Consider the following 12,317-nt stretch of genomic DNA (forward strand, 5'->3'; position numbering starts at 1 on the left):
CTCTTCAAATCTTGCAGGGGTCAGGCGTTACTCGATGAACTGATCGGCCCGCAGCCGTCCGATATTGCCCAAAAGCTGACGCAAGAAGCCCACACCCTTGATGTTGCTGTCCGTCACCCGGCGCGAGATGGCCACGACTTGGCCGTTCTCCAGCCCAAAGCGCTCAACATTCTCGACCTTGCCCTCTTCGGTGAAGGTGATCGAGACCACCTGCCGGTCAATCTCTTTCGGGGCCAGCGCGCCCGACTGTTTCCAGCGGCTTTGCACATAGAACCAGCCAACATCGTTCAACAGGCCCTGCCCCGAGGGCCGGCCCAGCGTGGCCGAGACGGTCTCGCGCGTGTCCACCCCGACCTCTATCAGCGCCAATTCCTCTTCCGAGGGCACATAGCCATGATTGCGAAGCACCGGGCTGCAAGATGCCAGCGCGGCCAGCGCAAGCCCGGCCATTGTCAGCCGAACGGTCTGACCCCAGCCCGACACGCGCGTAATGACTGCTTTCGACATGCCCGTCCCCTGATCTTTCCGGCCCTGATCCTGAAGGCCTGACATCTGTCCCGGCCTTGCCAGCGGCGCCGTGCGGCACTATCGACAGGCAAGGACAGGCGCGCGCCCCTTGGCCAAGGCTTACAGTGGGATCGGGCCCGGTTCAAGAATGCAAACACCCCGGCGGCGCGCAAGCGCAACCGGAGGCCCGCCCGAAAGGACGACAGATGACGACCAAGCGCGATCTGCCCCCCGCATCCCCCTCGGCAGAGCCAGCCGGGCCCGCCGTGGCTGGCATGCCCAGCCTGCCCTTTCGCACCCAGTCCTTGGCCACGCGCAAACCCACGCGCTTTGATTTTCGACCCGATGCCGCAGGCCGGGCAGCGATCGCGGCGGCACTTGGCCTCTTGGAACTTTCCAAGCTGCGCCTGACTGGCGAAATCCGGCCCGCCGGGCGGCATGATTTTGATCTGGTGGCCGACTTGACCGCCGCCGCCGTCCAGCCTTGCTCGGTCACCATGGCCCCTGTGCCTTGCACGGTGACCGAACCGGTTCACCGCCGCTTTGTGGCCGAGATGACCACTCCCGAAGTTGATGAGATCGAGATGGTCGATGCCGAGATCGACCCATTGCCTGAGGTGATTGATGTGGCCGCCATTGCCGCCGAAGCGCTGGCGCTGGCGCTGCCGCTTTATCCGCGTGCGCCCGGGGCTGCTTTGGGAGAAGCGGTCTATGCTCCACCCGGTGTCACGCCTTTGGGTGACACCGACCTCAAGCCCTTCGCCGGGCTCTCTGCCCTTGCCGACAAGCTGAAAAAGCCCGATTCCGGACCGACGTAAGACGGCTAAAGAAAAGGGCTTGCGCCCGCACGGAATCCGACTATGTTCCGCGGCTCATTCGGGGTCTTCTGGCCGAGCCTGTTTGCTTGGCCGATGCTTCTGGAATCAAAGGAAAATCCGGGGCCTGTCCCCCCTAATTCGAGGCTGAGACATGGCTGTCCCGCAGAACCGCACCACCAAATCGCGCCGCAACATGCGCCGTTCGCATGACGCGCTGGTTGCTGGCAACCCGCAGGAATGCTCGAACTGCGGCGAGCTGAAGCGCCCGCACCACGTGTGCCCGGCTTGCGGCCATTATGACGCCCGCGAAGTCGTGGCGACCCGCGTCGGCGAAGTGGACGAGGACGCGGCGTAAGCCGCTGCCCTGCCGCGCCTGACCTATGACCAACGGAAATTCCATTCCGGCTGACACGGTTGCAGGGCGCAAGGGGCCTTCTCAGACCGTTATTTCCATCGATGCGATGGGCGGCGATCAAGGACCGGCGGCAGTTGTCGCCGGTCTTGCGCTTTCGGCTGTCGAATTGCCCGATGCGCTTTTTATCCTGCATGGCGATCAGGCGGTGCTTGCCCCGCTTTTGGCCCGCGCCCCTGCTTTGGCGGGACGTGTCGATCTGCGCCATGCCGAGCGCGTCGTCACCATGGAAGACAAACCCAGCCAAGTGATGCGCCATGGCCAAGGCACCTCGATGTTCTCCACCATTGATGCGGTGAAAAACGGCGAGGCGACGGTGGCGGTGTCTTGTGGCAACACGGGCGCGCTGATGGCTGTCGCGATGCTGCGGCTGCGCAAACTGCCCGGCGTGAACCGCCCAGCGATTGCCTGCTATTGGCCGTCGCGCAACCCGGCTGGCTTTAACGTGATGCTGGATGTCGGCGCGGATGTGAGAGCCGATGCGGCGGATCTTTTGCAATATGCCGCCATGGGCGCGTCTTATGCCCGCAACAGCCTGAACCTGCCGCGCCCGCGCGTCGGACTGTTGAATGTCGGCACCGAAGAGCACAAGGGCCGGGCCGAACTGCATGAGGCCTATCCCCAGATGGCCGCTGCCGCGACCGCAGGGGGCTATGACTTTGTGGGCTTTGTCGAAGGGTCTGACATTCCCTCAGACCGGGTGGATGTGATTGTGACTGATGGGTTTACAGGTAATGTCGCGCTGAAAACTGGCGAAGGCACGGCCAAGCTGATTTCCACCTTCCTGCGTGAAGCGCTCACCTCGACGATCTTTGCCAAGCTGGGCGCGCTTCTGGCCATGAAGTCACTGCGCCGCCTGCAGGCCCAGACCGACCCGCGCCGCGCCAATGGCGGGGTGTTCTTGGGGTTGAACGGCACCGTGGTGAAATCCCACGGCTCGGCTGACGCCACGGGTGTCGCGGCAGCAGTGCGTCTTGCGCATCAATTGTCGCGGGCCGATCTGGCCAACCGCATCGCGGCACGGGTTGCATCCACCGGGCTTGCGGGGCAGGATGCCGCCGCAATCGGGGCAGAAGCAGGGTCCGCTGAATGACAATACGCGCCGTGGTCAGGGGCGTCGGGCACTACTTGCCGGACCGTGTGGTTCCCAACTCTGAATTCGAAGCTTTGGTTGAAACCTCTGACGAATGGATCCGTTCGCGCTCGGGTATTGAACGGCGGCATTTCGCGGCCCCCGGCCAGACCACGGCCGATCTTGGCACCCGCGCCGCCCAAGCTGCGCTGGCCGATGCCGGGCTGACCCCCGAGGATGTCGACGCGATCATCGTCGCCACCTCGACCGCCGATTTCACCTTCCCCTCTTGCGCGACGATGATCCAATCCGGCCTTGGCATGACGCGCGGCTTTGCCTTTGACGTCCAAGCCGTCTGCGCTGGGTTTGCCTTTGCGCTGACCACCGCCAATGCGCTGATCTTGGCCGGTCAGGCCAAGCGCGTTCTGGTGATCGGGGCGGAAACCTTCTCGCGGCTGATGGACTGGACCGACCGCGGCACCTGCGTGCTGTTCGGGGATGGCGCGGGAGCGTTGCTGCTTGAGGCGCAGACCGGCACCGGCACCAACGCGGACCGCGGCATTCTGGCGACCGACCTGAACAGCGATGGCCGCTACAAAGACATCCTGCATGTCGATGGTGGCACCTCGACCGGCAAGACGGGTCATCTGCGGATGGAAGGCAAGGAAGTCTTCCGCCATGCCATCGAAAAGCTGGCCGAAACCGCCCATGCCGCGCTTGATAAGGCCGGGCTGACCCCCGGCGATGTGGATTGGATCGTGCCGCATCAGGCCAATATCCGCATCATCGAAGGCACCGCCAAGAAGATGCAGGTCTCGATGGATAAGGTGATCGTCACGGTGCAAGACCATGGCAACACCTCGGCCGCCTCAATTCCCTTGGCGCTGTCGGTTGGCAAGGCGCGCGGCCAGCTGCGCGAAGGCGATCTGGTGGTCACCGAGGCGATTGGTGGCGGTTTGGCATGGGGTTCGGTGGTTCTGCGCTGGTAAACCGCGCAAATCCTTGCATGAATTGGCCGCCCCAAGTCTTTGATATTGACTCGCAAATCCATCGCGCTCAATCTGCCCTGAATAACCCGGGGGGGATATGATGAGCGAAAAGACCTTAACGCGGATGGACCTGTCCGAGGCTGTGTTCCGTGAAGTCGGCCTCAGCCGCAACGAATCGGCCAATCTGGTGGAATCGGTTCTGGCCCATATGTCGGATGCGCTGGCCTCAGGCGAGACGGTGAAAATCTCGTCCTTCGGCACGTTTTCGGTGCGCGACAAGACGGCCCGCGTCGGCCGCAACCCGAAGACCGGCGACGAAGTTCCGATCTCGCCCCGCCGCGTGCTGACCTTCCGCCCCTCGCATCTGATGAAAGATCGCGTCGCAGCCGGCAAGAAAAAGTAACGGAAAGGTTGGCGGATGGAGAAATCGCCTGACGCCTTTCGCACCATCAGCGAGGTGGCCGAGATTCTCGAGACCCCCGCGCATGTGCTGCGCTTTTGGGAAAGCCGCTTTCCGCAGATCCGCCCGGTGAAACGAGCGGGCGGGCGGCGCTATTACCGACCAAGTGACGTGGCCCTGCTGACCGGTATCAAGCATCTCTTGCACGATGAGGGGCTGACCATTCGCGGCGTACAGAAAATGCTGCGCGAACAAGGGGTTCGCCATGTGGCGGGCCTGTCTGGTCAGGATGTGCCCGACGAAAGCGCCAGCGCCGAAGCCGCACTTGAGGCGGCGCTCGCCGCCAATTTCGCCCCGCCTGCCCCCGCCCCCCTGCCAAAAGAGGCCGCCGAAAGCGCGCAGATCGTGGCGCTGGAAACCGCGCTTAAGGCCCGTCGGGCGCAAACCGCCGAGCCTGAGGTGGCCGCGGCAAGCCCAGTCGAACCGGCTTTGTTGACCGCCGCGCCCGTCGCGGCTCCCATCGCCGAGCTTACCGTGGCACCTGCCCCAATTGCTGCCCCCGAATCCCCCTCCGAGGCCGCGCGCAAGCCCGCACCGGCCCCCGCCGAAGAGCTGCCGCTTTTTGCGCGAGCCGCCGCCCCTGCCCCGCAACGCCTTGTCGAACGGCTGCGCCAACTGCCCCCGGGCAGCCTTGACAGCCCGGCCGCGCGCGAGCTCCGCGACCGCCTTGTCAGCCTGCAGTCGCGCGTGGCGGCCCCGCCCGCAACCAACCTGATCTGACCGCGAAAGAATGCGCTTTCCCGCTTGCGAGCCGCCGGAATATCGTTATGAAAGCGCCTATTCGTCGGGCCGTAGCGCAGCCTGGTTAGCGCGTCCGTCTGGGGGGCGGGAGGTCGAGAGTTCGAATCTCTCCGGCCCGACCAATACAAAGCCGCCCGCCTGCCGCCCGGCAGCGCGGGCGGTTTCGTTTTGAAAGGGGCACCTGCCATGACCACATCCGGAGTTCTGCCCGCCCAAGCCCTGCGCGCCATGATCGCCGCAGGCACGCTCAACGGCAGCCCCGCCATCCTGCCCGACCAGATTCAGCCCGCCAGCCTTGATTTGCGGCTTGGAACCGTGGCCTACCGCGTCCGCGCCTCTTTTCTGGCCGGCAATGGCGCCAAGGTGGCCGACCGTCTGGCCGAATTTGAAATGCACCGGGTCGACCTGACCCATGGCGCGGTCTTGGAAAAGGGCTGCGTCTATGTCGTGCCCTTGATGGAATCGCTCGCCCTGCCCCATGGCATCACGGCGGTGGCCAATGCCAAATCCTCCACCGGGCGGCTCGACTTGCTCACCCGCACCATCACCGACGGTGGCACGGAATTTGACCGCATTCCCGAAGGTTACATTGGCCCGCTTTATGCCGAGGTCTGCCCGCGCTCCTTCTCGGTCTTGGTGCGTGCTGGGCAAAGGCTAAACCAGATCCGCTTTCGCGCCGGGCAATCCGTGCTGACCGATGCCGAACTGCGCAGCTTGCATGCGGTGGACACCTTGGTCTCGGGCGAGGCGGTGATCTCGGAAGGCCTGGGCTTTTCGGTGGATCTCAAGCCCGCACAGGGTGATCTCTTGGGCTACCGCGCCAAGCCCCACACCGGGGTGATCGACCTTGCGCGGATCGGCCATTACCCCGCGCGCGACTTTTGGGAAGAGGTCCGCGCGACAGATGCCCGCATCATCCTTGACCCCGGCGCGTTCTATATCCTCGTCAGCCGCGAGGCCGTGACGATCCCCCCCGATTACGCCGCCGAAATGGCGCCTTATCTGGCGATGGTCGGCGAGTTTCGCGTGCATTACGCCGGCTTCTTCGACCCCGGCTTTGGCCATGCCGCAGCGGGTGGCACAGGCTCTCGCGGGGTCTTGGAGGTGCGCTGCCATGAGGCGCCCTTCGTCTTGGAACACGGCCAAGTCGTCGGTCGTCTGGTCTATGAGCGGATGAGCGAACGGCCCGATACGCTGTATGGCGCCGGAATTTCGTCGAATTATCAAGGACAGGGGCTTAAGCTCGCCAAGCAATTCCGAATGGAGTAAGCCATGGCCCCGCTTTCAGGCGTTACAGTTCTTGACCTCACTCATGTGCTGGCAGGCCCGTTCTGCAGCCATACGCTGCAAGATCTTGGCGCCCGCGTCATCAAGGTGGAACGCCCCGGCTTGGGCGACGACACCCGCGCCTTTCCGCCCTTTGTGAACGACACCAGCGCCTATTTTGCGGCGCTGAACAGCGGCAAACAGTCCATCGCGCTTGATCTGAAATCGCCGACCGACCGTGGTATCCTTGACAGGCTTCTGGCCCGCGCCGATGTGGTCTTGGAAAACTACCGCCCCGGCGTGATGGAGCGGCTTGGCTACGGCTGGGAGAGGCTGCACGCCGAATACCCGCGCCTTATCTATGGCGCGGTGTCAGGCTTTGGCCATACCGGGCCAGATGCAGCGAAACCGGCCTATGACATGGTCGTGCAAGCGCGTGGCGGGGTGATGAGCATCACCGGCGAAGAAGGCGGCCCGCCGGTGCGCGTTGGGGCCTCGATCGGTGATATCGTAGCGGGGATGTATCTGGCCCAAGGCGTGCTGGCCGCGCTTTATGACCGCGAGAAAACCGGGCTTGGCGCCAAGGTGGACGTCGCCATGCTGGATGCTCAACTGGCCATTCAAGAGCATTCCATCGCGCTGACGACCGCCACCGGCCGCGCGCCCGGCCGCACGGGTGCACGCCACCCGACGATCACGCCGTTTTCGACCTATCGCGCAGCGGATGGGTTCTTTGTTATCGCCGCCGGCAATGACGCGATGTTCGAGCATCTGAGCAAAACGCTCGACCTGCCGCTGAAGGCTGGCGACCCCCGGTTCGCCACCAATGCCGCGCGCTGCGACAACAATGCGCTGTTGAAACGGTTGATTGAGGCGGTCACCTTGGAGCATCCGGCGGCGCATTGGATTGCAAAGCTTGAGGCGGCGGGGCTGCCGACAGCCCGCGTGCAAGACATGTCCGAGGTATTGCAAGACCCTCAACTTTTGGCCCGCGCCATGGTGCTGCCCATTGCCCCCGATGCCCAAGGCAACCGGTTTACCGCACCGGGCAACCCGATCAAACTCTCCACCCTGCCCGAATTGACCACTCGCCCCGCAGCCCCCGCCCTCGACGGCGACCGCGCGGCCATCTTGAACTGGCTAAACACATGACCCTCTCGCGTGCCTTGCGTATCGATACTGCCACCCTGCCCGAAGCGACATGGGACACGCCCGAAAAGGGCACTGTCCGCTGGCAAAGTGTGTTCTCAAAGGGCGAGACGGAGACTGACAGCCTCACCTGCGGCGTTGGCATCATCCGGCCTGGCGAACATTTCGCCGCCCACCGCCACGCCCATGCGGAGGTCTATTTCGGCCTCGAAGGACATGGCACAGTGGTGATCGACGGCCAGCCGCATGAAATTTCACCCGGTGTCGCCCTCTTCATCCCCGGCAATGCCGAACATGGCATTCCAGTTGCCCATGAAACCCTGCGCTGGTTCTACACCTTCGCCGCCGACAGCTTTGACGAGATCACCTACCGCTTCACACCCCGCTGATTTCATCTTGGCCGCAAATACTCCCGCCGGAGGCTCCTCAGGCCAATCAAGGGACGCTCCGCGGGGAGTATTTATGCCAAGATGAAAGCCCAAGTGGTGCCGCTTTTGCCGCTGGTACCGAATTGCGCCGCAACCAACGACAAAGGCGACGCTTTCCGGCCTTGCCGCCTCCGGTCCGCCCGCTAGAAAGACAGGGCGAACAGGAGGAAACCAATGTCCGAAGACGCGCTTGTGATTTTCACCCCCTCAGGTAAGCGGGGGCGTTTTGCCCTTGGCACCCCCATCTTGCAGGCCGCCCGCCAGTTGGGCGTTGACCTTGATTCGGTCTGTGGGGGCCGTGGCATTTGCTCTAAGTGCCAGATCACACCCGGATATGGTGAGTTTTCCAAACATGGCGTGACAGTCGAGGAAGACGCCGTCAGCCCCTGGAACGCGGTGGAAGAGCGGTACAAGTCCAAGCGCGGCATGTTGCCGGGCCGCCGTCTGGGCTGTCAGGCCAAGGTCATGGGCGATGTCGTGATTGACGTCCCACCCGAGTCCCAAGTCCACAAGCAAGTGATCCGCAAATCCGCGACCCAGCGCGACATCGTGATGGACCCGGCGACGCGCGCGCTCTTTGTCGAGGTGACCGAGCCCGACATGCACAACCCCTCGGGCGACTTTGAACGCTTGAAAGAGGCGCTGGCCGCGCAATGGGGTGTTGAGGCCCCCGAGGCCGGTTTGGGCGTGTTGCGCCGCCTGCAGCCGGTCCTGCGTAAGGGCGAATGGAAGGTCACCGTTGTCTTGAACAAGGGCAACCATGACCAGGCCCCGCGCATTCTGGACGTGAAGCCCGGATTCTATGAGGGTGGGCTTTATGGTCTGGCGATTGACCTTGGGTCCACCACCGTTGCCGCGCATCTCTGCGATCTGCGCGATGGGGCGGTTCTGGCCTCGTCCGGCCTCATGAACCCGCAGATCCGCTTTGGCGAAGATCTGATGAGCCGCGTCAGCTATGCCATGATGAACCCCGGCGGCGATGTCGAGATGACCCGCGCCGTGCGCGAGGCGATCAATGCGCTGGCCAGTTCGATTGCCGAAGAGGCCAAGATTGACCCTCGAGCGATTTACGAGGTGGTCTTCGTCTGCAACCCGGTCATGCACCACCTTCTCTTGGGCATTGACCCGGTCGAACTCGGCCAAGCGCCCTTTGCCTTGGCAAATTCCGGCAGCCTGTCGCTGGATGCCCGTGATCTGGACCTCTCCAACATCAATGACGCTGCGCGTGTCTATGTGCTGCCCTGTATTGCCGGCCATGTGGGGGCGGATGCCGCCGCTGTGGCCCTGTCGGAAGAGCCGGGCAAATCGGATGAGATGGTGTTGATCGTCGATGTCGGTACCAATGCCGAGATTCTTTTGGGCAACAAGACCCGGGTTCTGGCCTGTTCCAGCCCGACCGGCCCCGCCTTTGAAGGCGCGCAGATTTCCTCGGGCCAGCGCGCCGCCCCCGGCGCGATTGAGCGGGTGGAGATTGATCCCCTCACCAAAGAGCCCCGCTTCAAGGTGATCGGCTCCGATCTGTGGTCCACCGATGCGGGATTTGAGGCGGCAACCGCCTCCTCTGGCATCACCGGCATTTGCGGATCGGGCATCATTGAGGCCGTGGCCGAGATGCGCATGGCGGGCATTGTCGACCAAGGTGGTCTGATTGGCGGCCCCGATCAGGTCGGCAGCCCGCGCTGCGAGGCCGAGGGGCGCACGCATTCCTATGTGCTGCATGACGGCAGCGCCACCGGCGGGCCGAAGATCTCGGTCACCCAAGGCGACATCCGCGCCATCCAGCTGGCCAAGGCCGCGCTTTATGCTGGTGCGCGGCTTCTCATGGATGAAATGGGCGTAGAGCGGGTGGAGAAGGTGACCCTCGCCGGGGCCTTCGGCGCCCATATCAGCCCCAAGCACGCCATGGTGCTGGGCATGATCCCTGACGTGCCCTTGGACAAGGTGGTCTCTGCCGGGAACGCAGCCGGCACCGGCGCACGGATTGCGCTGTGCAATGTCGGCGCACGCAACGCCATCGAGGCCACGGTGCATGAGATCCACAAGGTCGAAACCGCCATCGAGCCGCGCTTTCAAGAGCATTTCGTCAATGCCAGCGCGATCCCGAATTCGGTCGATACCTTCCCCGAGCTTGGCCTCGTCGTCACCCTGCCCGATGTCAGCTTCAACACCTCGGGCTCGGGCGGCGGAGCAGATGGCGGGCGGCGGCGGCGGCGCGGTTAAGCGCCGCCCTGCCGCTCAGATGCCGGACCGATCACGCCGCATCACGGCTGCGCGAGGCGGATGAACCAGCGAGATCGCCCACACGTATCTCTTGCATGACACCGGGATTGGCCCGGTTCGTGTTAGGAGATTTTCATGAAGCTTCGTCTCGCCGCTTTGGCCCTGCTTGCATCCTCCACCGTGGCATTGGCCGCAGATCAAACGATCGTGGATATCGCCGTGGGTTCCGCCGATCATTCGACGCTGGTTGCCGCTGTGCAGGCCGCTGGCCTTGTTGAAACGCTGTCCGGTGCGGGCCCCTTCACGGTCTTCGCTCCCACCAACGCCGCCTTTGAAAAACTGCCCGCGGGCACGGTCGAAGGCCTCCTGACGCCTGAATCCAAGGATCAGCTGACCAAAATCCTGACCTGCCACGTTGTTGGCGCCCAAGCGATGGCGGCAGATGTGGCCAAGATGATCGCCGATGGCAGCGGCACCGCCACCATCGAAACCCTTGGCGGCTGCAAGCTTGAAGCGTCGCTGGACGGCGACATGGTCAAGATCAAGGACGAAGCTGGCGGGATGGCCACCGTGACCGCCGCCGATCTGACCGGCACCAACGGCGTGATCCATGTGGTCGACGCTGTGCTGTTGCCCGCCAACTGATCTGGGCTGAAGACTATCGCGGCGCGGGGCACCTTGCCCCGCGCCGTTTCTCTTGTGCGGCTTGTGCCCCGGTCGATTGGCACACCGGTCAGCAATCCCCCGCCACACGCCGACGAAACCCCGACAAGCCCTTGACCACAGCCCGCTGCTGACATAATTCGATGCTGTCGCGGGTGTAGCTCAATGGTAGAGCAGCAGCTTCCCAAGCTGAATACGAGGGTTCGATTCCCTTCACCCGCTCCACTTCCGTTAAATTCACGTGATTTCTCAATGGCTTAGGCTTTTTGAGGGCTTGCGATGCACACAAACGATCCCACACGGCACACGACCACGATCAATGGTCACCTGTATTACAACAGGCGTGTACCACGACATGCCGTTGATGCTTTCGGTCTCCAAGTCAGGATCAGAATCAAGGATTTTGCGGAAGCTGATCGGCTGACCAGACGGCTCAACGACATTTGGGCTGAGGACCACATTGAGGTTTCACCTGACCTAAAGACCCTGCTGGCAGCGACTACAACAAGGCAGGCTACGCTAACCACGATAGCTACAGAGTATGTCGAGGTCCGAGGAATACAGGGCAACCCAACGATCAGCAGCGCGCAGCTTCTGGCCCAACTTTCTGGGGACATGTCGATTGATGGTTATGGCAGGCAGGATGCACGCAACTTTGTGCAGACGCTCCTTCAGCGCGGAATGCGAACCACCTCAATTCGACGGCGACTGAATTGCCTAAGTGCGGTCTTCAACTATGCCTACGCAGAATATGAGATCGACGGCAGAAACCCCTTCACACGCGTTCTAATCGCCAAAGAGGGCGCAGATAGGGTCAAGCGTCTACCTGTCGATACAGAGGGCTTACAGGGGCTGTACGAGGCTTGTTTGGCAACAGATAAGCCCTTGCGCTGGGCCATACCAATACTGGGAGAGACAGGCTGTAGGATTGCAGAGATTATCGGCCTGAGGCGGTCGGATGTTTCACCAGATGCGGCAAGCGTCAAGATAGTGGCCCACAGTGCGCGGCGGTTGAAAACGTCTGGGTCCGAACGTGAGCTACTCCCCGAAAATCGGACAGTGACGGAAGCTACGATCTGACGTCTGCTGGTCTCCAAGAACGAGGAGATCAGAACATGAAGAAACGCAGGAACCATGACGCGGCGTTCAAGGCGCGTGTTGCGTTAGAGGCGCTGAAAGGCGAGCGCACAGTGTCGGAGCTGGCAGCCGAATATGGTGTGCATCCGACGATGATCCATCAGTGGAAAAAGGCTCTGTTGGACGGCGCGGCGGAGATCTTCGAGCGGGGCGGCAAGAGAGCGCCCGAGATCGACGAGGACACGGTGCGGTCGCTGCATGCAAAGATCGGGGAGCTGGCTGTGGCCAACGATTTTTTGTCACGAAAGCTCAAGCCTTGGATCGGCAAGTGAGGCGCGGGATGATTGACAAGAACCACCCAAGTCTGTCGGCCGGGGCGCAGTGCCGCCTGCTGTCGATCTCGCGGTCGTCGTTTTACTACGAACTGATGGGCGAGACGGCCATGAACCTCGACCTCATGGTGAAGATCGACAAGCAGTTCCTCGAGACGCCGTTTTATGGGGTCCAGCAGATGA

The 12,317-nt window shown here is 62.8% G+C and carries 12 protein-coding genes, 2 tRNA genes and 1 pseudogene; 14 read left to right on the plus strand and 1 reads right to left on the minus strand.

Annotation, left to right across the window (positions count from 1 at the left end; genetic code table 11):
- Nucleotides 1-27: 27 nt before the first annotated feature.
- Nucleotides 28-507 carry an outer membrane protein assembly factor BamE gene (locus AC72UB_RS08340; protein ID WP_505189344.1) on the minus strand — a complete coding sequence of 160 codons (480 nt, stop codon included), beginning with the start codon at nucleotides 505-507 and terminating at the stop codon, nucleotides 28-30.
- Between the two features lie 206 nt (nucleotides 508-713).
- On the opposite strand from AC72UB_RS08340, the gene AC72UB_RS08345 reads away from it, so the two are divergent.
- The 14 genes and pseudogenes from AC72UB_RS08345 to AC72UB_RS08410 form a co-directional block, all read left to right on the plus strand.
- On the plus strand, nucleotides 714-1,325 hold the full coding sequence (locus tag AC72UB_RS08345) for a YceD family protein (RefSeq protein WP_505189345.1): 612 nt from the start codon (nucleotides 714-716) through the stop codon (nucleotides 1,323-1,325).
- Nucleotides 1,326-1,476: 151 nt separating this feature from the next.
- Nucleotides 1,477-1,680 (plus strand): 50S ribosomal protein L32, encoded by a 204-nt coding sequence (gene rpmF, locus AC72UB_RS08350; protein ID WP_430464188.1) that lies wholly within the window; start codon nucleotides 1,477-1,479, stop codon nucleotides 1,678-1,680.
- A 43-nt stretch (nucleotides 1,681-1,723) separates the two neighbouring features.
- Nucleotides 1,724-2,830, plus strand: a complete 1,107-nt coding sequence (gene plsX, locus AC72UB_RS08355; protein WP_505189364.1) for a phosphate acyltransferase PlsX — start codon at nucleotides 1,724-1,726, stop codon at nucleotides 2,828-2,830.
- Nucleotides 2,827-3,798: a beta-ketoacyl-ACP synthase III gene (locus AC72UB_RS08360; RefSeq protein ID WP_463288568.1), complete on the plus strand. Its 972-nt coding sequence runs from the start codon at nucleotides 2,827-2,829 to the stop codon at nucleotides 3,796-3,798. The genes plsX and AC72UB_RS08360 overlap by 4 nt, the downstream gene beginning before the upstream one ends.
- Before the next feature lie 100 nt (nucleotides 3,799-3,898).
- On the plus strand, nucleotides 3,899-4,201 hold the full coding sequence (ihfA, locus tag AC72UB_RS08365) for an integration host factor subunit alpha (RefSeq protein ID WP_463288569.1): 303 nt from the start codon (nucleotides 3,899-3,901) through the stop codon (nucleotides 4,199-4,201).
- Between the two features lie 15 nt (nucleotides 4,202-4,216).
- A complete protein-coding gene (locus AC72UB_RS08370; protein ID WP_505189346.1) occupies nucleotides 4,217-4,978 on the plus strand; it encodes a MerR family transcriptional regulator in 762 nt (253 codons plus the stop codon).
- A 65-nt stretch (nucleotides 4,979-5,043) separates the two neighbouring features.
- A tRNA-Pro gene (locus AC72UB_RS08375) sits at nucleotides 5,044-5,121 on the plus strand.
- A 64-nt stretch (nucleotides 5,122-5,185) separates the two neighbouring features.
- Complete coding sequence (locus AC72UB_RS08380) at nucleotides 5,186-6,268, plus strand: 2'-deoxycytidine 5'-triphosphate deaminase (protein ID WP_505189347.1); 1,083 nt, start codon at nucleotides 5,186-5,188, stop codon at nucleotides 6,266-6,268.
- 3 nt (nucleotides 6,269-6,271) lie between these two features.
- The gene (locus AC72UB_RS08385) at nucleotides 6,272-7,417 is read left to right on the plus strand and encodes a CaiB/BaiF CoA transferase family protein (RefSeq protein ID WP_505189348.1); all 1,146 of its coding nucleotides are present in this window, start codon (nucleotides 6,272-6,274) and stop codon (nucleotides 7,415-7,417) included.
- On the plus strand, nucleotides 7,414-7,803 hold the full coding sequence (locus AC72UB_RS08390) for a cupin domain-containing protein (RefSeq protein ID WP_505189349.1): 390 nt from the start codon (nucleotides 7,414-7,416) through the stop codon (nucleotides 7,801-7,803). The genes AC72UB_RS08385 and AC72UB_RS08390 overlap by 4 nt, the downstream gene beginning before the upstream one ends.
- Nucleotides 7,804-8,016: 213 nt before the next feature.
- A complete protein-coding gene (locus AC72UB_RS08395; RefSeq protein WP_505189350.1) occupies nucleotides 8,017-10,062 on the plus strand; it encodes an ASKHA domain-containing protein in 2,046 nt (681 codons plus the stop codon).
- Between the two features lie 135 nt (nucleotides 10,063-10,197).
- Entirely contained in the window at nucleotides 10,198-10,707 is a 510-nt protein-coding gene (locus AC72UB_RS08400) for a fasciclin domain-containing protein (protein WP_505189351.1), read from the plus strand.
- A gap of 169 nt (nucleotides 10,708-10,876) precedes the next feature.
- A tRNA-Gly gene (locus AC72UB_RS08405) sits at nucleotides 10,877-10,950 on the plus strand.
- An 890-nt stretch (nucleotides 10,951-11,840) separates the two neighbouring features.
- Nucleotides 11,841-11,985: pseudogene (locus AC72UB_RS08410) on the plus strand (transposase); the annotation flags it as partial.
- Nucleotides 11,986-12,317: the final 332 nt, after the last annotated feature.

This window comes from Allotabrizicola aquatica (SeqCode), from assembly GCF_965194375.1.
GTDB lineage: Bacteria > Pseudomonadota > Alphaproteobacteria > Rhodobacterales > Rhodobacteraceae > Tabrizicola_A > Tabrizicola_A aquatica.

Bases quoted from the DNA above. Each gene is read 5' to 3' on its own strand.
- AC72UB_RS08340 (WP_505189344.1), bottom strand. From the start codon at position 507: ATGTCGAAAGCAGTCATTACGCGCGTGTCGGGCTGGGGTCAGACCGTT.
- AC72UB_RS08345 (WP_505189345.1), top strand. From the start codon at position 714: ATGACGACCAAGCGCGATCTGCCCCCCGCATCCCCCTCGGCAGAGCCA.
- rpmF (WP_430464188.1), top strand. From the start codon at position 1,477: ATGGCTGTCCCGCAGAACCGCACCACCAAATCGCGCCGCAACATGCGC.
- AC72UB_RS08360 (WP_463288568.1), top strand. From the start codon at position 2,827: ATGACAATACGCGCCGTGGTCAGGGGCGTCGGGCACTACTTGCCGGAC.
- ihfA (WP_463288569.1), top strand. From the start codon at position 3,899: ATGAGCGAAAAGACCTTAACGCGGATGGACCTGTCCGAGGCTGTGTTC.
- AC72UB_RS08370 (WP_505189346.1), top strand. From the start codon at position 4,217: ATGGAGAAATCGCCTGACGCCTTTCGCACCATCAGCGAGGTGGCCGAG.
- AC72UB_RS08380 (WP_505189347.1), top strand. From the start codon at position 5,186: ATGACCACATCCGGAGTTCTGCCCGCCCAAGCCCTGCGCGCCATGATC.
- AC72UB_RS08385 (WP_505189348.1), top strand. From the start codon at position 6,272: ATGGCCCCGCTTTCAGGCGTTACAGTTCTTGACCTCACTCATGTGCTG.
- AC72UB_RS08390 (WP_505189349.1), top strand. From the start codon at position 7,414: ATGACCCTCTCGCGTGCCTTGCGTATCGATACTGCCACCCTGCCCGAA.
- AC72UB_RS08395 (WP_505189350.1), top strand. From the start codon at position 8,017: ATGTCCGAAGACGCGCTTGTGATTTTCACCCCCTCAGGTAAGCGGGGG.
- AC72UB_RS08400 (WP_505189351.1), top strand. From the start codon at position 10,198: ATGAAGCTTCGTCTCGCCGCTTTGGCCCTGCTTGCATCCTCCACCGTG.